The sequence below is a fragment of the Actibacterium sp. EMB200-NS6 genome (assembly GCF_001305615.1).
GTDB classification, from domain to species: Bacteria; Pseudomonadota; Alphaproteobacteria; order Rhodobacterales; family Rhodobacteraceae; genus Actibacterium_A; species Actibacterium_A naphthalenivorans.
Window position 1 is genome coordinate 2245719 of sequence record NZ_CP010869.1, and the last position, 20345, is coordinate 2266063.

Annotated in this window: 16 protein-coding genes and 4 tRNA genes; 5 read left to right on the forward strand and 15 right to left on the reverse strand. The window is 65.1% G+C overall.

What is annotated here, in order from left to right:
• Nucleotides 1-18 precede the first annotated feature (18 nt).
• Nucleotides 19-2571, reverse strand: coding sequence for a penicillin-binding protein 1A (locus tag TQ29_RS10895; protein WP_054539173.1), 2553 nt, complete (start codon nucleotides 2569-2571; stop codon nucleotides 19-21).
• A 154-nt stretch (nucleotides 2572-2725) separates the two neighbouring features.
• On the opposite strand from TQ29_RS10895, the gene TQ29_RS10900 reads away from it, so the two are divergent.
• Complete coding sequence (locus TQ29_RS10900) at nucleotides 2726-3328, forward strand: trans-aconitate 2-methyltransferase (RefSeq protein ID WP_054539174.1); 603 nt, start codon at nucleotides 2726-2728, stop codon at nucleotides 3326-3328.
• Here the strand turns inward: TQ29_RS10900 and TQ29_RS10905 are convergent.
• Together TQ29_RS10905 and TQ29_RS10910 are read right to left on the reverse strand one after the other, a co-directional pair.
• Nucleotides 3318-4547, reverse strand: a complete 1230-nt coding sequence (locus tag TQ29_RS10905; protein WP_054539175.1) for an N-acetylmuramoyl-L-alanine amidase — start codon at nucleotides 4545-4547, stop codon at nucleotides 3318-3320. The genes TQ29_RS10900 and TQ29_RS10905 overlap by 11 nt on opposite strands.
• Before the next feature lie 60 nt (nucleotides 4548-4607).
• Entirely contained in the window at nucleotides 4608-5753 is a 1146-nt protein-coding gene (locus TQ29_RS10910) for a pyridoxal phosphate-dependent aminotransferase (protein ID WP_054539176.1), read from the reverse strand.
• A gap of 59 nt (nucleotides 5754-5812) precedes the next feature.
• Here TQ29_RS10910 and TQ29_RS10915 point away from each other — a divergent pair, with 59 nt between their 5' ends.
• A complete protein-coding gene (locus TQ29_RS10915; RefSeq protein ID WP_157445572.1) occupies nucleotides 5813-7132 on the forward strand; it encodes a M48 family metalloprotease in 1320 nt (439 codons plus the stop codon).
• A 174-nt stretch (nucleotides 7133-7306) separates the two neighbouring features.
• On the forward strand, nucleotides 7307-8047 hold the full coding sequence (locus tag TQ29_RS10920) for a DsbA family protein (protein WP_037207972.1): 741 nt from the start codon (nucleotides 7307-7309) through the stop codon (nucleotides 8045-8047).
• A 20-nt stretch (nucleotides 8048-8067) separates the two neighbouring features.
• On the opposite strand, the gene ispG is transcribed toward TQ29_RS10920, so the two are convergent.
• From ispG to hemA, 3 genes are all read right to left on the reverse strand, one after another.
• Nucleotides 8068-9195 carry a flavodoxin-dependent (E)-4-hydroxy-3-methylbut-2-enyl-diphosphate synthase gene (gene ispG, locus TQ29_RS10925; protein ID WP_054539178.1) on the reverse strand — a complete coding sequence of 376 codons (1128 nt, stop codon included), beginning with the start codon at nucleotides 9193-9195 and terminating at the stop codon, nucleotides 8068-8070.
• Between the two features lie 72 nt (nucleotides 9196-9267).
• Complete coding sequence (locus tag TQ29_RS10930; RefSeq protein ID WP_054539179.1) at nucleotides 9268-10461, reverse strand: RodZ domain-containing protein; 1194 nt, start codon at nucleotides 10459-10461, stop codon at nucleotides 9268-9270.
• A gap of 117 nt (nucleotides 10462-10578) precedes the next feature.
• The gene (gene hemA / locus TQ29_RS10935; RefSeq protein ID WP_054539180.1) at nucleotides 10579-11802 is read right to left on the reverse strand and encodes a 5-aminolevulinate synthase; all 1224 of its coding nucleotides are present in this window, start codon (nucleotides 11800-11802) and stop codon (nucleotides 10579-10581) included.
• 487 nt (nucleotides 11803-12289) lie between these two features.
• On the opposite strand from hemA, the gene TQ29_RS10940 reads away from it, so the two are divergent.
• A complete protein-coding gene (locus TQ29_RS10940) occupies nucleotides 12290-13663 on the forward strand; it encodes a M20/M25/M40 family metallo-hydrolase (protein ID WP_054539181.1) in 1374 nt (457 codons plus the stop codon).
• A gap of 209 nt (nucleotides 13664-13872) precedes the next feature.
• Here TQ29_RS10940 and TQ29_RS10945 read toward each other — a convergent pair whose 3' ends face one another.
• From TQ29_RS10945 to ade, 6 genes are all read right to left on the reverse strand, one after another.
• The gene (locus TQ29_RS10945; RefSeq protein WP_054539182.1) at nucleotides 13873-15411 is read right to left on the reverse strand and encodes an alkaline phosphatase; all 1539 of its coding nucleotides are present in this window, start codon (nucleotides 15409-15411) and stop codon (nucleotides 13873-13875) included.
• A 114-nt stretch (nucleotides 15412-15525) separates the two neighbouring features.
• Nucleotides 15526-15744 carry a hypothetical protein gene (locus tag TQ29_RS10950; protein ID WP_054539183.1) on the reverse strand — a complete coding sequence of 73 codons (219 nt, stop codon included), beginning with the start codon at nucleotides 15742-15744 and terminating at the stop codon, nucleotides 15526-15528.
• Between the two features lie 60 nt (nucleotides 15745-15804).
• Nucleotides 15805-15881: transfer RNA gene (locus tag TQ29_RS10955), tRNA-Asp, on the reverse strand.
• Nucleotides 15882-15913: 32 nt separating this feature from the next.
• Nucleotides 15914-15990: transfer RNA gene (locus TQ29_RS10960), tRNA-Asp, on the reverse strand.
• A 115-nt stretch (nucleotides 15991-16105) separates the two neighbouring features.
• Nucleotides 16106-17044 carry a pirin family protein gene (locus TQ29_RS10965; protein WP_054539184.1) on the reverse strand — a complete coding sequence of 313 codons (939 nt, stop codon included), beginning with the start codon at nucleotides 17042-17044 and terminating at the stop codon, nucleotides 16106-16108.
• A 93-nt stretch (nucleotides 17045-17137) separates the two neighbouring features.
• Nucleotides 17138-18838, reverse strand: coding sequence for an adenine deaminase (gene ade, locus TQ29_RS10970; RefSeq protein WP_054539185.1), 1701 nt, complete (start codon nucleotides 18836-18838; stop codon nucleotides 17138-17140).
• 182 nt (nucleotides 18839-19020) lie between these two features.
• Here ade and TQ29_RS10975 point away from each other — a divergent pair, with 182 nt between their 5' ends.
• Nucleotides 19021-19389 carry a hypothetical protein gene (locus tag TQ29_RS10975; RefSeq protein ID WP_054539186.1) on the forward strand — a complete coding sequence of 123 codons (369 nt, stop codon included), beginning with the start codon at nucleotides 19021-19023 and terminating at the stop codon, nucleotides 19387-19389.
• Between the two features lie 149 nt (nucleotides 19390-19538).
• Here the strand turns inward: TQ29_RS10975 and TQ29_RS10980 are convergent.
• The 3 genes from TQ29_RS10980 to TQ29_RS10990 form a co-directional block, all read right to left on the reverse strand.
• Nucleotides 19539-19614: transfer RNA gene (locus TQ29_RS10980), tRNA-Val, on the reverse strand.
• Between the two features lie 154 nt (nucleotides 19615-19768).
• Nucleotides 19769-19843 (reverse strand) — tRNA-Val (locus TQ29_RS10985).
• A gap of 19 nt (nucleotides 19844-19862) precedes the next feature.
• On the reverse strand, nucleotides 19863-20261 hold the full coding sequence (locus TQ29_RS10990) for an HU family DNA-binding protein (RefSeq protein ID WP_054539187.1): 399 nt from the start codon (nucleotides 20259-20261) through the stop codon (nucleotides 19863-19865).
• Between the last annotated feature and the right edge of the window lie 84 nt (nucleotides 20262-20345).

Genomic DNA, 20345 nt, shown 5'->3' on the forward strand with positions numbered 1-20345 from the left:
GGGCGCGCGCGGGCAAGCTCAGTAAAGCCCGCCCGACGACAGGGTGCCGAAGCTGGCCTTGGGCCCCACGGTGGCCTTTTTGCCGGTCGAGGTCGTGACCTCGGTTCCGTCATCGCTTTCGCCGGGGGCAAAAAGCGGCAGGTTGGAGCCCATGGCGAAGCCGCCGTCGATCAGCGCGGCAAGGCCGAAGACGGGCTCTTCGCCATCACGGAAATATTCGGCCACGACGTTTTCACCCTCCGCGTCATCGGGCAGACGCTCGCCCGAGAAACGGTCGATCTTGATGAAGTGGCCGCCGGGGGGCACCTTGAATTCGCCGCCGCCGAATTTCTTCGTCGCCTCGGTCATGAAGCTGTTGAAGACCGGCCCGCACATGCCGCCGCCCGACGCGCCGCGCCCAAGCGGCTCGGGCCGGTCATAACCTATGTAACAGCCCGCGACGATGTTCGAGGTGAAACCGATGAACCAGACATCCTTGGCCTCGTTGGTGGTGCCGGTCTTGCCTGCGGTCGGCACCGGAAGATGGACGCTGCCCGAGGCCGTGCCCCGCTCCACCACGCCCCGCATCATCGAGCTGAGCTGATAGGCGGTGATCGCGTTGATCACCCGTGGCCGGTTCGAAAGGATGGTGGGCGCCGCTCCGGGGTTCAGCGACGCGGTCCGGCAGTCTTCGCAGATGCGCGGATCATGCCGATAGATGGTCCGGCCCCAACGGTCCTGCACCCGGTCCACCAGCGTCGGTTCCACCCGCTCGCCGCCGTTGGCGAACATCGCATAGGCCGCGACCATCTTGTAAAGCGTGGTTTCCTGACTGCCGAGCGCATTGGCCAGGAACGGATCCATCCGGTCATACACGCCAAAGCGTTCGGCATAGCCCGCCACCAGATCCATCCCGATTTCCTGGGCCAGACGCACCGTCATCAGGTTGCGCGAGCGTTCGATGCCGGTGCGCAGAGGCGTGGGGCCGTAGAACTTGTTCGACGCGTTCCTGGGCCGCCAGATGCCTTCGCCGGTTTCCACCTCGATCGGGGCGTCGATGACGATGGTGGCCGGGGTGAAGCCGCTGTCCAGCGCGGCGGCGTAGACGAAGGGCTTGAACGACGAGCCCGGCTGACGCGTGGCCTGGGTGGCCCGGTTGAAGACCGAATCCTGATAGGAAAAACCGCCCTGCATGGCGATGACGCGGCCGGTGTTCACGTCCATCGCCACGAAACCGCCCTGCACCTCGGGCACCTGCCGCAGCGTCCAGCGGATGAACGAGCCGTCCTCGTCCGACCGCATTTCGCGCACATGAACGACATCGCCAACCTCGAGCAGGTCCGACGCCTTTTGCGCCCGCGGGCCCAGGCTGCCATCGGCGCGCCGCTTGCGGGCCCATGTCACGTCCTTGGCGACGATCCAGTGGCCGTCGCTGTCTTCGGCCACGCCTTCGATGCCGATGCGGGCGGCGGAATTGCTCAGTTCCAGAACCACGGCCGGCGCCCATCCTTCGATGTCGCGCGCCACATCGGTGCCGGCCAGCGCCGCGCGCCAGCGCGCCTCGTCCGCCAGATGTTCCAGCGCAACCGTCTTGCCCGTGCCGCGCCACACGCCCCGGCCACGGTCGTATTTCTCCAGCCCGTCGCGCAGGGCCTCGGCCGCCTGCTGTTGCATATCGGGATCAACCGTGGCGCGGATGGTCAGGCCGCCCCCAAAGAACTCGCCCTCGCCGAAATCCTCGCTCAGCTGGCGGCGGATCTCGTCGGTGAAATAGTCGCGCGGCGGCAGGCTCTGACGGAAGGGCGGGTAATCGCCGTTCTGCACGGTCTTCAGCGGGGCCGCCTTGGCCAGCACATAGGCCGCGTCATCGATATAGCCGTTCTCGTTCATCTCGCGCAGCACGAAATTCCGCCGCTCCAGCGCGCGTTCCTTCTGGCGGACCGGGTGATAGGTGGAGGGCGCCTTGGGCAGCGCGGCCAGATAGGCGGCCTCTTGGGGGGCAAGCTCGGCCAGGGTCTTGTTGAAATAGGTCTGCGCGGCGGCGGCAACGCCATAGGAGTTCTGGCCCAGGAAAATCTCGTTGAGATAAAGCTCCAGAATACGGTCCTTGCTCAGCGTGTCCTCGATGCGGGTGGCCAGGATCAGTTCCTTGATCTTGCGTTCGCCGGTCCGGTCGCCGCTCAGCAGGAAATTCTTCATCACCTGCTGGGTGATGGTCGAGGCGCCACGCACGTTCTTGCCCCGGCTTTTCACCGCGTCGATGGCGGCGGCGATGATGCCGCGCGCGTCATAGCCGTTATGGCTGTAGAAATTCTTGTCCTCGGCCGAGATGAACGCGCCCTTCACCAGTTCCGGGATCTCGTCGGCCGGCGCGTAAAGCCGGCGCTCTTCGGCGAATTCGTCGATCAGGCGGCCCTGGCCGGAATAGATGCGGCTGATCGTCTTGGGGGTATAGGTGGCCAGCTCCTCGTGGCTGGGCAGATCGCGCGCATACATCCAGAATACCGCGCCGATCATCGCCGCGCCCATGGCAATGCCGATCGTGACAAAGCTGAAAACCGCCCCGAAGAAGGATAGGATCGTTCTGAACACGGCGTGCGCCCCCTGAAATAACTTCGCCTCTATACGCCCCCTGCCCGGTGCGGTCAAAACCAACGCGCGGCGGTTCGGCCAATTCGCGCCGCCACCGCGTTCACGGTTCCGCGAAGGGCTTGCGCCAGACGTCGCGGCAGCGTAGCGCAAAGCCATGCATCCCGAAGACATCCTGCCCACCTACGCCCGAGTCGCCCAAGGCTTTGCCCGACACCGCGACAAGACCCTGTTCGAACGCCGCTGGCTGGACAGGATGCTGGCCCATGCCATCGGGCGGCGGGTGCTGGATCTTGGCTGCGGGCCGGGCAAGCCCATCGCCACCTATCTGAGCGAGCGGCGCGCGCAGGTCACCGGGGTGGATGGCGCCGCCGAGATGGTGGCGCTGTTTCGCGCCGCCCTGCCCGGCGCCGAGGCGATAGAGGCCGATATGCGCGGCCTGTCGCTGGGCCGGCGGTTCGACGCGATCCTGGCGTGGAACAGCTTTTTCCACCTCTCCGCCGCCGACCAGCGCGCCATGTTCCCCACCTTTGCCATGCATGCCGCGCCGCGCGCGGTGCTGATGTTCACCTCGGGTTCGGACGAGGGAGAGGCGATTGGCGAGGTCGAGGGCGAAACCGTCTATCACGCCAGCCTGTCGCCCGCCGAATACCGTGCGCTTCTGTCCGACAACGGCTTTTCGGTGATCGATTTCGCGCCAGAGGATCCGGCCTGCCGCGGCCATACCATCTGGCTGGCGCGCTACACCGCTATTTCCTGAGCAGCGTCGCCTGCGCGGCATCGGATTGCGCCCAGTTCAGCAGGGCGTCGCGGATGCCCTGCGCCGCTTTGCGCCGCCATTCGGGGTCGGTCAGGTTTTCCCGGTCGCGTTTCGACGACAGAAAGCCAAGCTCGATCAGGACCGACGGGATATCGGGCGACTTGAGCACCGAAAACCCGGCCGACTGGCGCGGGCGCTTGTGCATATGTTCCACCGCCTGCCGCAGCCCCGCGACCAGCGCATCGGCCAGCGCATCGGAGCGCGGCGCCGTATCGCGCCGGGCAAGATCCATCAGCACATCCGCGATCACGTCATCCTGATGCGACAGATCCACCCCGGCCAGAAGATCGGCGCGGTCGTGGCGCTCGGCCAGCTTCTGCGATGCCTTGTCGGAGGCGGTGTCGGACAGGGTATAGATCGTGGCGCCCGTGGCATGGCCTTCGGCCAGCACATCAGCATGAAGCGACAGAAACACATCCGCCCGGGCGGCGCGGGCGATGGAGATGCGGCTTTCCAGCGGCACGAAACTATCCTCTTCGCGGGTCAACGCCACCTCGGCGCCGGCGCGCAGCAACACCTCTTTCAGCTCGCGCGCGAAGGTCAGCATCAGATCTGCTTCGCGCACCCCGCCACGCTCGGCCCCCGGATCGATACCGCCATGGCCCGGGTCAAGCACCACGCGCAGCGGCCGCGATCCGTCCTGACGCTGGCGCGGCGGCGCCAGCGCAACCGCTTGCGGCAACCCCCAGAGCACGGCTTCGGGCGTGGCGGCGGCGGCCGCGAAATCAGCGGCGCTGACCGGGGCGAGGCGCATCACCAGATCCGCCCGCCCGGTTGCGTCATCACGCCGCATCTCGGCGCTTTGCACCGCGAAAGGCCCGGTCAGATCCAGCACCAGCCGCGACCAGCCCGGCCGCACCGGCCCCATCCGCAGGCCGCTGGCCCGGCTGCCGCGCAGCAACGCGTCAGGCGCGATGCCATCCCAGGCGATCTCGCGGAAATCGACGACGAGCCGGGGCGGCGCGTCAAGCGTACGCACGCGGAACGGCACCGGCTGGCTGAGATCCAGCCGCAGCTCGATCCCCTGCCCCGCATCGATCACGCCCGAGCGCGCGGCATTGACCCGCGCCAGCGCCGAAAGCTCCTGCGCCATGCCACCTGCCGCCGCCCAAAGCGTCACCGCGGCGCATAACCCGAAAATCCTGAAAATCCTGCCCATGCGCCCCGACGCCCGTTTTGCGCAAGTATACCCGGTCACCCGCCCCGGCGAAACCGCCGATCAGCCAAAGCGCGCCTGCATGAACGTCTTGAGCCGGGCCAGCCCTTCGCGGATGTCGCCGGTCGCGGTGGCATAGGAAAACCGCAAGGTGCCCGCCCCGCGCGAAGGGTCGAAATCCAGCCCCGGCGCCACCGCCACGCCCGCCTGTTCCAATATCTCGGCGGCGAGTGCGCGGCTGTCCTGCGTCAGATGCGATACATCGGCATACACATAAAAGCCGCCGTCCGGCGGCGCGATGCGGGTGAAGCCGGCCTCCGGCAGACCCTCCAGCATCAAGCGCCGGTTCTCGCGGTAGACAGCCATGTTGGCCTGAAGCTCCGGCTCGCAGTCCATTGCCGCCAGCGCCGCGATCTGGCTGACATGAGGCGCGCAGATGAACATGTTCTGGGCCAGCCGTTCGATGATACGCACATGATCGGGCGGCACCACCATCCAGCCCACCCGCCAGCCGGTCATCGAAAAATACTTGGAAAAGGAGTTGATCACGTAAACCTCGTCGCTGATCTCCAGCGCAGTCACGGCCTTCTTGTCATACTCGATGCCGTGATAGATCTCGTCGGAGATGAACGCCGTTCCCTGCGCCGCGCAGGCCCCGATCAGCGCAGCCATCGCAGCCCGGTCCAGCATGGTGCCGCTGGGGTTGGCGGGCGAGGCGATCATCAGCCCGGCCAGATCGGCGGGAAGATCCCCCGGCACCGGCTGCAGGCGGTTTTCCGCCGCCGTTTCCAGCATCACCGGCCGCAGATCCAGCGCGCGCAGGATCTGCCGGTAAGACGGATAGCCCGGCGCCCCGATCCCCACCCGGTCGCCCGTGTCGAAAAGCGCGGTGAAGGCCAGCAGGAAGGCCGCAGACGAGCCCGAGGTGACGATCACCCGCCCCGGGTCCAGATCAACATTATACCAGTCGCCATAAAGCCTTGCGATGCGTTGGCGCAGCGCCGGCAGGCCCAGGGCGACGGTGTATCCCATGGCATCCCCTGCCATCGCCTCGGTGACGGCAGCGCGCGCGCCCGACGGGGCGGGCGTGGCGGGCTGGCCGATTTCCATGTGGATGATGCGCCGGCCGGCGGCCTCTGCGCGGCGCGCATGCTCCAGCACATCCATCACGATGAAAGGATCGACCCCGCTTCGCCTTGAACTTCGCACCGCACTCTCCTTACTCTGCCATCATGGCAGCTTTGTTCCAGCGCATGTGCAGACAGTCAATGGCAGCGGGCATCGCCCTGCTGCTCGCCCTCGGCATGCTCTGGGCGCCGGCGGCGCGGGCGCAGGGGCTGATCCGCGATGCGGAGATCGAACATGCCCTGCGCCAGCTCGTCGCCCCCGTGGCCACGGCCGCCGGCTTCAGCGCCTCGCAACTGAGGGTCATGGTGATCAACGATGCCTCGCTGAACGCCTTCGTCATCGACGGGCGCACGATCTTCGTCCATTCCGGCCTGCTGCTGAAGCTGGACAGCGCCGAGCAGGTGCAGGGCGTGCTGGCCCATGAGATGGCCCATATCGCCAACGGCCATATCACCCGCCGCATGGCCAATCTGCGCGGGGCGCAATCTGCGGCGGGGATGGGGCTTTTGATGTCGGCGGCGCTGGCGCTGAGCGGCAATCCACAGGCGGCGGCCGGGGTCGCGGCCGGATCGTCCTCTTCGGCGCAGCGCCTGTTCTTCGCCCATACAAGAGCCGAGGAAGCCTCTGCCGATCAGGCCGGGGTGCGCTACATGGCGCGTGCCGGGCTGGACCCGGCGGCGATGGTCGATGTGCTGGAGATCTTTCGCGGGCAAGAGGCGCTGAGCCCGGGCCGGCAGGATCCCTACGTACGCACCCATCCGCTGACGCAGGACAGGCTGCGCGCGATGCGGGGATTCGCCGCGGCCTATGGCGGCACGGCGCAGGCGAATCCGGCCGCCGAATACTGGTTCAACCGGGCCCAGGGAAAGCTGGGCGCGTTCATGCAGAATCCGTCCTATACGCTGCGGCGGATCAAACCCTCCGACACATCCGACAGCGCGCTCATGCGGCGCGCCATCGCCTATCACCGCAAACCCGACGCCAAGGCCGCCCTGCGCGAGATCAACACCCTGGCCGCGCGCCGCCCGTCGGATGGCTATATCGAGGAACTGCGCGGGCAGATCCTGCTGGAATCGCGGGATTTCGGGGGGGCCGTCCGATCTTATCAGCGGGCGGTGCAGCTTGCCCCGAACGAGCCGCTGATCCAGGCCGGCTATGGCCGGTCGCTTCTGGCGCTTGATACGGCCGATGGCACCCGCCGGGCGCTTTCGGTGCTGGAACAGGCCCGCGCGCGGGATCCGTTCGATCCGCGGCTGCTGCGCGATCTGGCGGTGGCCTATGCGCGGCTGGGCAACAACGGCATGGCCTCGCTCGCGACGGCCGAACGCTATGCGGTGCAGGGGCGGTTTCGGGATGCGGCGGTGCATGCCGAACGGGCGGCGGGGCTGTTGCCGCACGGCTCTTCCGGGGCGCTGCGCGCGCAGGACGTTCTGCACACCGCCCGCGCCGCCACCCAGTAAGCCCGACGCTCCCGCTTTTGTGATCCGCAAAAGGTTGGTCGGACGCGCGCGCCGGTGCAGTGTGGTCGGCAAAACGCGACGGAAGGTATCGGAAGCGGCCAGCGCAATTGCCGCCCGCCGCCGGCTGTGAGATAGATAGGCCGCAGCCCGCTGCGACAAACGGAGAGAATGCCCATGACCCGCCCGATCCTTGCCGCTGCCCTCGCGGCTCTGACACTGGCCGCCCCGGCCCATGCCGCCGACATGAGCGCCGCCGAGCGGGAAGCCTTCCGCGCCGAGGTGCGGGCCTATCTGCTGGACAATCCCGAAGTGCTGATGGAGGCGATCGCGGTGCTTGAGCAGCGCCAGGCCGGGCAGCAGGCTTCGAATGACGCGACGCTGATCAAGGTCAACGCCGAAGACATCTTCCGCGACGGCCATTCCTGGGTGGGCGGCAACCCCGAGGGCGACATCACCCTGGTGGAGTTCACCGATTACCGCTGCGGCTATTGCCGCAAGGCGCATGAGGAAGTGGCGACGCTGATCCGCTCCGACGGAAACATCCGCTTTATCGTGAAGGAATTCCCGATCCTGGGCGAGGAATCAGAGCTGTCGTCCCGCTTTGCCATCGCCACCAAGCTGATCGCCGGGGACGAGGCCTACAAGCAGACCCATGACGCGCTGATCACCTTCCGCGGCAAGGTCACGCCGGCCAATCTGGAAAAACTGGCCGGGCGGCTGGGGCTGGATGCCGGCGCGGTTCTGGCACGGATGAGCAGCGAAGAGGTTGATCAGGTGATTCAGGCCAACCGCGCGCTGGCCAGCCGCCTGCAGATCTCGGGCACGCCGACCTTCGTGCTGAAAGATCAGATGCTGCGCGGCTATGTACCTCTGGCCGGGATGCGCGAGATCGTCAGCGACCTGCGCGCCAACTGAGCCTGTTCCACCGGGCGCGGCTATTCCGCCGCCTGGGCAGAGGCCGCCGCTTCGATCTCGGCGGCCTTTTTCTCGACCTGCTCGACGATATGCTCGATCATCTGATCGTTGCTCAGCTTGTGGCTCTGCCTGCCCGCCAGATAGACCATGCCGCTGCCGGCCCCGCCGCCGGTAAAGCCGACATCGGTCATCAGCGCCTCGCCCGGGCCGTTCACGACGCAGCCGATGATGCTCAGGCTCATGGGCGTCTTGATATGCTCCAGCCGCTTTTCCAGCGCCTCGACCGTCTTGATCACGTCGAACCCCTGCCGCGCGCAGGACGGGCAAGAAATGATGTTGACCCCCCGGTGCCGCAGGCCCAGCGATTTCAGGATCTCATAGCCGACCTTGACCTCTTGCACCGGATCAGCGGAGAGTGACACACGCAGCGTATCGCCGATGCCCATCCACAGCAGGTTGCCCAGCCCGATCGCGGATTTGATCGTGCCCGACATCAGCCCGCCGGCCTCGGTGATGCCCAGATGGATCGGCGCGTCGGTCGCCTCGGCAATGCCCTGATAGGCGGCGGCCGACAGGAACACATCGCTGGCCTTCACGCTGATCTTGAATTCGTGGAAATCATTGTCCTGCAGGATGCGGATATGCTCCAGCCCCGACTCCACCATCGCCTCGGGGCATGGCTCGCCGTATTTCTCCAGCAGGTGCTTTTCCAGCGATCCGGCGTTCACCCCGATGCGGATCGAACAGCCGTGATCCTTTGCCGCCTGGATCACCTCTTTCACGCGGGCCGCGTCGCCGATGTTGCCGGGGTTGATCCGCAGGCAGGCCGCGCCGCTCTCGGCGGCCTCGATCGCGCGTTTGTAATGGAAATGGATGTCGGCCACGATCGGCACCGGGCTTTCGGCGACGATCTCTTTCAACGCCCGGGCGCTGGCCTCGTCGGGGGTGGAAACGCGGACGATATCGGCCCCCGCCTCGGCGCAGGCCTGCACCTGGGCGATGGTGGCCTTCACATCCGTGGTGATGGTGTTGGTCATCGTCTGCACCGAGATCGGCGCATCGCCGCCCACCGGCACAGGGCCGACGTAAATCTTGCGGGATTCGCGCCGGTAGATGTTGCGCCACGGGCGCACATGGTTAAGCGACATCCGCCTTCTCTCCGCCTTGGATCGTTCAGGGGTTAGATAACCCTCCGCACGCCTCCCGGCAACGGGCGCAGGCTATTCTTCGACGATTTGCGTGACTTCCGCCACCAGGCTGGCCAGCTCCGGGTTCTGCGTCAGATCGGCAAGCTGGAACGCGGCCTTCAGCTCGTCCGGGCCCAGGGCGATGTTCTTGATCACGGCGGCACCCTCACCGGCCGGGCCATAAGCGGTACCGTTCACCGCGAAGTACACGGCGCCGGCATAGCCGGTGCGCAGCAGCGGCGGTTCCTCCGTCGGGGGCAGCACATAGCGCTCGCCCGCGTCCAGAATCTTTTCCAGCAAAACCGTGCCTTCGGCAGCGGTGACCCGCACCCACGCCGGGCGCACGGCGAACAGCACCAGCTCGGGCGCGGTTTCGGCCACCACCTGAACGGGCGTCGACGGTTCCTGCGGCGCGGAACGATTTGCCGCAGCGACGGTTTCCGGCGCCTCGGGTGCATCCACCAACGCGCCGAGCGCGCCGGGCTGCAGCGTCGAGATCGGCCCGTCCCGCGCGACCATCACCGGCACGTCCAGCGGCTGCGGGCGGTACAGCCGGTCCAGCGCATCGGCCGAGGGCGCGGACATGCCGGCATTGTCGGTGACATCGGCGATCATCGTGCCGGCACCGGCCAGCGGATCGATTTCGGCAATCACGCCGGGGGCCTGATCCACCGGAGTCAGGCGCACCCGTTGAATCTGTTGCAACACCGTCCAGCCGCCGAACCCGAGCCCGCCGATCAGCATCAACAGCACCAGAACGGACCCCACGGCGCCGGGTTCGATCCCGGAAAAGAACGCCTCGCCCCGCGGCACGAAGGTGGCGTTGGGATCGGCCAGCGGATCGCGCGGCGCGTCAGGCTTGCGCGGGGTTCTGGCGGCGGGTTTGACGCCAGAGGCCGCCTTGTCCATCCCGTGGACGGTGGCGAATTTTCCCTCTTCGCAGAAGGTGGTATAGGCCCATTCGGGGTCAAGCCCCAGATAGCGTGCGTAAGAGCGGACATAGCCCGCCACGAAACCGGGGGTTTCAAAGGCCGTGGGATCGGCATTCTCGATCGCGGCGATATAGGTCGCCTTGATCTTCAGCTCTCGCTGCACGTCGAGCAGGGATTTTCCAAGCGTCGCACGCTCGCCGCGCATGATGTCGCCGAGCTTCAGCTCGAAGGAGTCAAATCCCCCGGTGCGCTGCTCTTGCTCAGCGGAAACGGGCGGCTGCCTGCGCCCAATCATGTGCTCAATCCCGTGCCTGCCACGTGCTGTCCCCTAAGGATCGGCGATTCTCTGACCGTGCCAATCTCTTAGGTTATTAATACCACAGGGCAAGCGAATTTGCATCCGCAGAACGGATCAGGCCGAAAGCTCAGCACGATTCAGCGCACATTGTGCCCAAAGCTCATCCATCGACTGAACCAGGGCGTCGATCTCCTTGGGGCCATGTACCGGCGACGGGGTAAAGCGCAAACGCTCGGTGCCGCGCGGAACTGTCGGGAAATTGATCGGCTGCACATAGATGCCGAACCGTTCCAGCAGCATGTCCGAGATCATCTTGGTATGCACCGGATCACCCACGATCACCGGCACGATATGGCTGCCATGATCGATGATCGGCAGGCCCAGCCCCTTGAGCCGCATTTTCAGGATACGGGCCTGAAGCTGTTGCTGATCCCGCCGCGCCTGATCGGTTTTCAGATGCCGCACCGAGGCGGCCGCACCCGCTGCAATCGCCGGCGGCAGCGAGGTGGTGAAGATGAAGCCCGGCGCGTAAGAGCGGATGGCGTCACACATCTTCGCGCTCGAGGCGATGTAGCCGCCCATCACGCCGTAGGCCTTGGCCAGGGTGCCGTTGATGATGTCGATACGGCCCATCAGCCCGTCGCGTTCGGCCACGCCGGCGCCCCGCGGCCCGTACATGCCGACCGCGTGCACCTCGTCGATATAGGTCAGGGCGTTGAACTCGTCGGCCAGGTCGAGGATTTCGGCGATCGGGCCGAAATCGCCATCCATCGAATAGATCGATTCAAAGGCAATCAGCTTCGGCGCCTTCGGATCGTCCGCTTCCAGCAGCGCGCGCAGATGGGACACGTCATTGTGGCGGAAGATGCGCTTGGCGCCGCCGTTGCGGCGGATACCCTCGATCATCGAGGCGTGGTTCAACTCGTCGGAATAGATGATCAGACCGGGAAACAGCTTGGGCAGGGTCGAAAGCGTGGCGTCATTGGCGATATAGGCCGAGGTGAAGACAAGCGCCGCCTCCTTGCCATGCAGATCGGCCAGCTCGGCCTCCAGCGCCTTGTGATAGACCGTGGTGCCCGAAATGTTGCGCGTGCCGCCCGATCCCGCCCCGGTGGCGTCGATCGCCTCGTGCATGGCCGCCAGCACGACCGGATGCTGGCCCATGCCCAGATAGTCGTTGCCGCACCACACGGTGATGTCTTTTTCGGTTCCGTCGGGGCGCCGCCACACCGCATTTGGAAACGCGCCCTTGCGCCGTTCGATGTCGATGAAGGTACGGTAGCGGCCCTCTTCGTGCAGACGGTTCAGTGCAACGTCCAATCCCGCGGTATAATCCACCGGCTTCTCCTTCGTCCTTTGCGGCCCATCGGCCCGTTCTCCGATGCCACGGCGCCCTCAGGCACGATACGCCGAACTCCTCCGACCGCATCCCATCCGCCGGCTTCGCCTTGCGACGCTCCTCCGCCAACGGATGCCGAAGCATAAGTGCATCAGTCTTTGCACATTCTTCACACTCAGGAAACTAGTGATAGAGGCGCAAGTTGTCGCGGCCCGAATCCATCATTTCCTTCATTTCCCCGCCTTTTCCGGCGAAACGTGGTTCCGATCGGAAACACATTCGCGCCATGTTCGGGCCGGAAGCATCACATTACTGTTTCTGGCCCGATTTGTTACCCCCTGCCTTGATGTCGGTCAAGCTTGGGGGAAACAGCTTGTTTCTACGCGCTTTTCTTCACCCATGGCCCCGTCGGTGCCCCCTGCCCCTCTGGACAGGCGCCCCGAGGCTGATAGGAATGAAGGGAATTCCCCGCAGCAGGAGGCCGCCTTGGCTCTCGACTCCGTCCTCGCCCGCATTGATGCCGACCTGCCCCAGGCCACCGAAAGGCTGCTGGAGCTTCTGCGGATCCCCTCGATCTCGACCGATCCGGCCTATGACGCGGAATGCGCACGCGCAGCGGACTGGCTGGTGGCCGATCTGCGCTCCATCGGCTTCGACGCGGAAAAACGCCCCACGCCCGGCCATCCCATGGTGGTGGCCCATGGCGACGGCCCCGGCCCGCACCTGATGTTCTACGGCCACTATGACGTACAGCCGGTCGATCCGCTGAACCTGTGGAACCGCGATCCGTTCGACCCGGCGCTGGAGGAAACCCCCGCCGGCACCGTGATCCGCGGGCGCGGATCATCCGATGACAAGGGCCAGCTGATGACCTTTGTCGAGGCCTGCCGGGCCTGGAAGGCGGTGCATGGCAGCCTGCCCGCGAAGATCTCGTTCTTCTTCGAAGGGGAAGAGGAATCCGGCTCCCCCTCGCTGATCCCGTTCATGCGCGAAAACGCGCAAGAGCTGCGCGCCGACGTGGCGCTGATCTGCGACACGGGCCTGTTCGGCGACAATACCCCGGCAATCGTCACCATGCTGCGTGGGCTTCTGGGCGAAGAACTGACGATCACCGGCCCGTCGAAAGACCTTCATTCGGGCATGTATGGCGGCGCCGCGATGAACCCGATCCGGGTGCTGGCAAGGATCATCGCCGCGCTGCACGACAGCACAGGCCGGGTCACGGTGCCGGGCTTCTACGACGGCGTGCCCGAACTGCCCGAAGACATCGCCGCGCAATGGCAGGCACTCGGTTTCGATCACAAGGAATTTCTGGGCGAGGTCGGCCTGTCGGAACCGGCCGGTGAACAGGGCCGGTCGGCGCTGGAGATGATCTGGTCACGCCCGACCTGCGAAGTGAACGGCATCATCGGCGGCTATACCGGCAAGGGCTTCAAGACGGTGCTGCCCTCGCAAGCCTCGGCCAAGATCAGCTTCCGCCTTGTCGGCACACAGGACCCCGCGAAGATCCGGCAAAGCTTCCGCGCGTATGTCACGTCAATGCTGCCGCCCGACTGCAAGGTAGAGTTCCATGGCCACGGCGCCTCGCCCGCCGGCCAGATGTCGATCGACCTGCCCGCCTTCGAAAAGGCGCGCGCAGCGCTGTCGGACGAGTGGCCCAACCCGGCGGCCTATGTCGGCTGCGGCGGATCGATCCCGATCGCGGGGTATTTCAAGGATGTGCTGGGCACCGACGCGATGTTGATCGGGTTCGGCAAGGATGACGACGCGATCCATTCCCCGAACGAGAAATACGACCTGAAAAGCTTCCACAAGGGGATCAGAAGCTGGGCGCGGATCCTGGACGCGCTGACGAAATAAGCGGCGCGCCTTCGGCGCAAGAGAGCGGTTCATCTGGGGCTCCGCCCCAGACCCCGGGATATTTGCACCAAAGCAAGCATGAAGACCCAAGTTCTGCCGCTTGCTTTGGCCAAATATCCCCGCCGGAGGCATCCCGGCCCGCAGGGCCGGAAAACACAAGACATGCACAAATGCGCGAGGCCGGGGCATCATGCGCCCCGGCCAGAGCGTCAGGCCATATCCGGCTCGATCTCCGTCGCCCACAGAACCGTGTCGGCACTGTCCAGCAGGCTGACGGTCATCACCCCGGTATCGGCGGCGATGTCCACCTTGCCGAAGAACTGCAGCCCCATAGAGGGCGGCAGGTTCACGCCCTGCTCCTCGCTCGGATGCTTGGCATAGCGCACCTCGACCCCGAAGGTGTTGTCATAGTCGTTGGGGCCGAAGGTTCCGGCGTGCAGCGGGCCTGAGACGAATTCCCAGAACGGATCGAAATCCTGGAACTGGGCGCGGTCGGGGCTGTAATGATGCGCGGCGGTGTAATGCACGTCGGCGGTCAGCCAGACCGTGTTCTTCACCGCGCCGTGCTTGATGAAGGACAACAGATCGGCGATGTCCAGTTCGCGGCCGAGCGGCGGGCCGTCGGAGTTGGCGCCGTTCTCGAAATTGTCACCGTCGCGCACCACCATGCCGATCGGCATGTCGGAAGCGATGACTTTCCAGGTGGCGTTGGACGCGGTCAGCTCGCGCTTCAGCCATGCCAGTTGTTCCGCCCCGAGGAAGGGCGCGCCTTCGGGCTGATTGTTGGCGGTGTTGTCGCCGCGGTAGCTGCGCATGTCGATGAAGAAGATGTCCAGCAGCGGGCCGTAGGACACTTTGCGATACACGCGGTAAGGCTCGGACAGGTTCGAGCGGATCGGGTACATCTCATGGAAGGCGCGGGCGGCGCGGGCCGAGAGCTGCTGCATGGATTTGACCTTGTAGCGGTCATCCGAGATCAGCATCTCGTTCGGGTACCAGTTGTTGGTGACCTCATGGTCGTCCCACTGATACATCACCGGAACTTCGGCGTTGAAGGCGCGAACATTGGCGTCGAGCATGTTGTAGAGGTGCTGGCCGCGGAATTCGTCAAGCGTTTCGGCAACCTTGGTTTTCTGCTCGGTCACGAGGTTCTTCCAGACGGTGCCGTCTTTCAGTTCGACCTCGGATTTCAGCGGGCCGTCGGCATAGACGGTGTCGCCGGAGTGGATCATGAAATCGGGCGTGTGGCCCAGCATGGTCTTGTAGGTGGTCATGCCGCCACGGGATTCGTCGATGCCCCAGCCCTGGCCGGCGGTATCGCCCGACCAGACGAAAGAGATGTCGCGCAGCGCCATCGGGGCGGTGCGGAAATGGCCGGTGACCGGCGCGGAGACCGCATTGGCATCGGCCAGGTCGGTCATGGTCACGCGGTAGAAGACATCCTGATCCGAGGGCAGCCCTTCCAGTGCCAGCTTGCCGGTGAAATCGGTCGCTGTGCCGACGTTCAGCGCCTGCACCTTACGCGCGTTGGCGAAGCTTTCGGTGGTGGACCATTCCACCGCCATCTTGGCTTCGCGGTCGGCGCGCGCCCACAAGACGGCGCCGTCATGGGCGACATCGCCGGACTGAACGCCATGGGTCAGAACCGGCCGGCCATTGGCGCGGCTGATCGAGGGCATGGCGAGGGTGGAGGCAAGAGCGGCCGACCCGACGAGGGCCTGGCGACGGGTGAAACGAATGCTTGGCATGGGAAACTCCGCAGTTCCGGTTTGACGGGAGTCCCGGATAGCAGCAGCGTTTTTCAGCCGTACGGCACAGCGATGACGTTACGGTGAATCGAACACGTCACCAACATGACAGCGCTATGCGCGCGGGCGCCGCGCCAGCTTGGCCACGACAAGCAGCCAGGGCGCGCCGTGCAAGGCCAGGTCGAACATGTCAACGGGCCGTGTCAGCCCGCCCGCGGCCAGCAACGTGAGCTTTTCCCAGACATGCGGCTCCGGCGAAAACGGCGCGAGGCCCAGTGTCGCGGCAAGCGCCATCGCGGCAAACAGCGGAATGTCATCAAGCAGGCGAAGCATGGGGCACCTTCCGGGCGGGCATGTGCCGCAGACCTATCAGCCGGTCCCGAAAAGGAAAAGTGGCGCGGTTGACGGGGCTCGAACCCGCGACCCCCGGCGTGACAGGCCGGTACTCTAACCAGCTGAGCTACAACCGCGCGTTTCACGCTGGGCGTTCGGGGAAAGGCAGTGGCGCGGTTGACGGGGCTCGAACCCGCGACCCCCGGCGTGACAGGCCGGTACTCTAACCAACTGAGCTACAACCGCATTGCATTCCCCCGGGGCTAGGCCCGGCGTGAGGGGGGTTTTATGCCCCGCCACTGGCCGCGTCAAGCGCCGATAACGGCGATTCCCCCGGTTTTGCCGGTAGTTTTTTCCGCCCTCAGCGCGCCGGCAGCGGAACGAAGGCGGTATCGTCGCCCGGGGGCAGCCGGAACCGGCCATGCGCCCAATCTTCCTGGCGCCAGGCTTCTTTTGCCGCCTCGATCCGTTCCTTCGACGAGGCCACGAAATTCCACCAGATATAGCGTGGGCCTTCCAGGGTCGCGCCGCCCAGCAAAAGCACCCTTGCCCCCTGCGGGCCGGCCCGCAGGCTGACCCGATCTCCGGTGCGAAACACCAGCATCCGCCCGGCCGCGAATCTGTCGCCCGCCACGGCCACCTCGCCTTCCATCACGTAGATCCCGCGGTCTTCGTGATTGTCCGGCAGCGGGATCGCGGCCCCCGGCGCCAGAACGGCATCGGCATAGAACATCTCCGACGGGGTGCGGACCGGCGCGCGCGCGCCCCAGGCGTCGCCCAGAATGAGCCGCACCTGCTTCCCCTCGCCCTCCAGCAGCGGCAGCGCTGCCTTGTCCGCATGTTCGAACCCGGGCGCGCTGTCTTCGGCGCCTTTCGGCATGGCCACCCATGTCTGGATGCCGAACAGGCTGTGGGGCTTTTGCCGCGCGGCGCCGTCGGTGCGTTCGGAATGGGTGATGCCGTTGCCCGCGATCATCAGGTTCACCGCGCCGGGTTCGATCCATTGATCGGTTCCAAGGGAATCGCGGTGATGGATCGAACCTTGCAGAAGATATGTCACCGTCGCCAGGCCGATATGCGGATGCGGGCGCACATCGAGCCCTTCGCCGGTCACGAATTCAGCCGGTCCCATCTGATCGAAAAAGATGAACGGCCCCACCATCTGCCGCCTGGGCGCGGGCAAGGCGCGGCGCACCTCGAACCCGCCTATATCGCGCGCGCGCGGCACGATGACGGTTTCGATCGCGTCCACCTGATCACCGGTGGGGGTGTGCGGATCAAGCGCGGGGTTCCAGCTCATCGCGGTATCCTCCTGTTTCGGAAAGAAAGATAACCCATTCCCCCGTTCACATAAGCCACATGCAAGCGCCGCCTTTGCGCGCTGTTGCACAGATCACGGGATGATCTCGAATTTCACGACATCGACCAGCCCCCGGTCGGTGATCTTCAACGCGGGAATCACCGGCAGCGCCAGAAAGGCCAGTTGCAGGAACGGCTCTTCCAGGGTCACGCCCAGGCTCCTGGCCGCCGCGCGCAGGGCGACAAGCTCCTGCTCGACCTCCTCGAAACGCTTCAGGCTCATCAATCCTGCCACCGGCAGGGCCAGTTCGGCCAGCACTCGCCCGGCTTCGGCCACCACGAATCCGCCCTCGATCTCGGACAGGCGATTGGAGGCGAGCGCCATGTCATCATAATCGGCCCCCACCACCGCGATATTGTGATGGTCATGGCAGACGGTCGAGGCGATGGCCCCCTTCGCCAAGCCAAAGCCCTTCACGAAGCCGGTGGCGATATTGCCGTTCTTGCCATGCCGCTCGACCACCGCGATCTTGATCAGATCACGCGCCGGATCGGGGCGCTTGTCGCCATCCACCACCGGGATCACCTCATGCAGGTGCTCGGTGATGATCTTGCCGGGCAGAATGCCGATCACGTCGGTATCTTCCCGGTTGGCGGCGGAGCGGAAAGAGCCGCCCGTGACCCGCGGCGCCTTCACCGAATGGCGGGCCACCGGCGCGATCTCGTCGCGCGCGGCGAAAGCCGCCGCATCCACCCGCTTGCCCCCGGCGATCACCAGAGCCGCCCGACACTCTGCCAGATCGGGCAGCGCCACGATATCGGCCCGCTTGCCCGGCGCGATCTGGCCCCTGTCCTTCAGCCCGAACGCCTCGGCCGCCGAAAGGCTGGCCGCACGATACGCCGCCAGAACCGGCGTTCCCAACGCGATCAGGGTGCGGATCATATAATCCAGATGCCCGTGTTCGGCGATATCGAGCGGATTACGGTCATCGGTGCACAGGCACATATAAGGTGCGGTCATCTGCGTCAGCACCGGCTGCAGCGCATGCAGATCCTTGGAAACCGATCCCTCGCGGATCAGCACCCGCATCCCCTTGCGCAGCTTTTCCAGGGCCTCGCCCGCCGTCGTCGCCTCATGTTCGGTGCGGATGCCCGCCGCGATATAGGCGTTCAGATCCCGGCCCGACAGTTGCGGCGCATGCCCGTCGATATGGCGCGCCCGAAACGCCTCCAGCTTGGCCATGGCGCCCGGGTCTTTGTAGATCACCCCCGGATAGTTCATGAACTCCGCCAGCCCGATGACCCGCGGATGATCCTTCAGCGCCGAAAGTTCCTCTGCCCCGATCCGCGCGCCAGCCGTCTCCATCTCGGTCGAGGGCACGCAGGAAGACAGCTGCACCCGGATATCCATCACCGTGCGCGCCGACGCTTCCAGAAAATACGCGATCCCCGGCACACCAACCACATTGGCGATCTCATGCGGATCGCATATCGCGGTGGTCACCCCGCGCGGACACACGCAGCGATCGAACTCGAACGGCGTCACCAGCGAGCTTTCGATATGCAGATGCGTATCGATGAACCCCGGCACCAGTGTCAGGCCCGACACGTCGATCACCTCGCGCGCCTCGTAATCGGCCCCGATCCCCACGATGGTATCGCCGCAGATCGCGACATCGCCCGCGATCATCGCGCCGGTGACAAGATCGAACACCTGCCCGCCGCGCAGCACCAGATCGGCGGGCGCGGCCCCGCGCCCCTGGTCGATGAGATCGGAAAGGGGCGGGTTGGTCATGGCGGGGCTCCTGCGGTTTCAGACAGAGTTGCAGGCACGGCCGACAGGATCAAGGTGCAGCTTCCGTTGCGTTGGGAAGCCGGGCAGCCGGTCGCCGCCCGGCACGATGGCATCAGGGAACCAGCGGCGCGGTTCTTCGTTGATATCGCATAACGGAACAGCCGAACGAAAGGAGTTCGACAATGAAACCGATGTTTAAAATGACCGCCCTTTCCTCGATCCTCGCCCTGTCTCTGGGCGGTGCCGCACTGGCACAGGGCGATGAAAGCAACGATACCAAATTCATCCCCGACGCGCCCGGCGAATATGCCGGCTATGCCGTGCAGGGGGAACATGGCCAGTTTGTCGGCAATGTGACCCTGTCGATCATCGATCCCGAAACCGGCGAGCTGGACCGGATCATGTTCAAGCTGCCCAACGGCAATGAGGTCGAAATGGATGGCGAAGACGTCCTCGCGGTCGGCGATGGTGTGATTACCCTGTCCATCCCGGAAAGCGCGGTGGACAGCCTGGCCAAATCGGAACTGACCGATATCGAGGTCATCAAGTAAGGCCCGGGCCCCCGAAGGCCCATCTGGCGGTCGGCCTGCGCGCCGGCCGCCTTTTCTTTTGCGACACGCGACATTCCGGACTTTGGAAATCTGCGGAAGGTTCGATGAACCTTCGGACTGTTCGTAAAATCGCCGTAAGCCAGATATTATGGTGGGTGATGAGAGGCTCGAACTCCCGACATCTTCGGTGTAAACGAAGCGCTCTACCAACTGAGCTAATCACCCGACAGGCGCGGTTACTATCGCGCGTTTTCTCTCATGGCAAGGGTGGAATTACCGTGAATCGCCCGGCCAGCCGCCGCCCGCGCCCCCCTGCCCGCACCGACAGCCGGAAAAGGGAAACGCGCCAGACCGGTCTGGCGCGTTTTCTGGAATCTCATGGTGGGTGATAAGAGATTCGAACTCCTGACATCTTCGATGTGAACGAAGCGCTCTACCACTGAGCTAATCACCCGGTGGACGGCGTAATAGCGTTACTCCGAAACCTCTGCAAGAGGTTCTTCTCCGGTTTCGGCCGCCTTTGTGCTGCGCCGGATGCGGGTCATCAGAACCTCGCCATTCGCAAGATCCTTCTTGCGGTTGATGACGATCTTGCCCATCGGGGGCAGGTTCATCGTCTCTTCGTTCGAGAGCGCAGCCCCCAGAACGGCAAGCGTCGCCTCGACGATCGGCTTGACGTCCTTTTTCTTCATCCCCGAAACCTCGACCACACGGTCGATCAGTTCCTTCTTGCGCAGCGCATTGGGGGCGACGGCTTCTTCGCCACCCTCTTCGGCGACAACGGCTTCGGCCTCCGTCGCGTCGGTGATGTCGGCGACCGCGCTGATGTTTCTGGTGGTGGTCGTCTTGCGTGAATTTGTCATGTTGAACATGCCTGTATCATCCTCGAATTTTCCGGGATTATTGCTTCTACTCGAACATCACATTAGCGGATTCACGGCCCATACGCCAGAAAT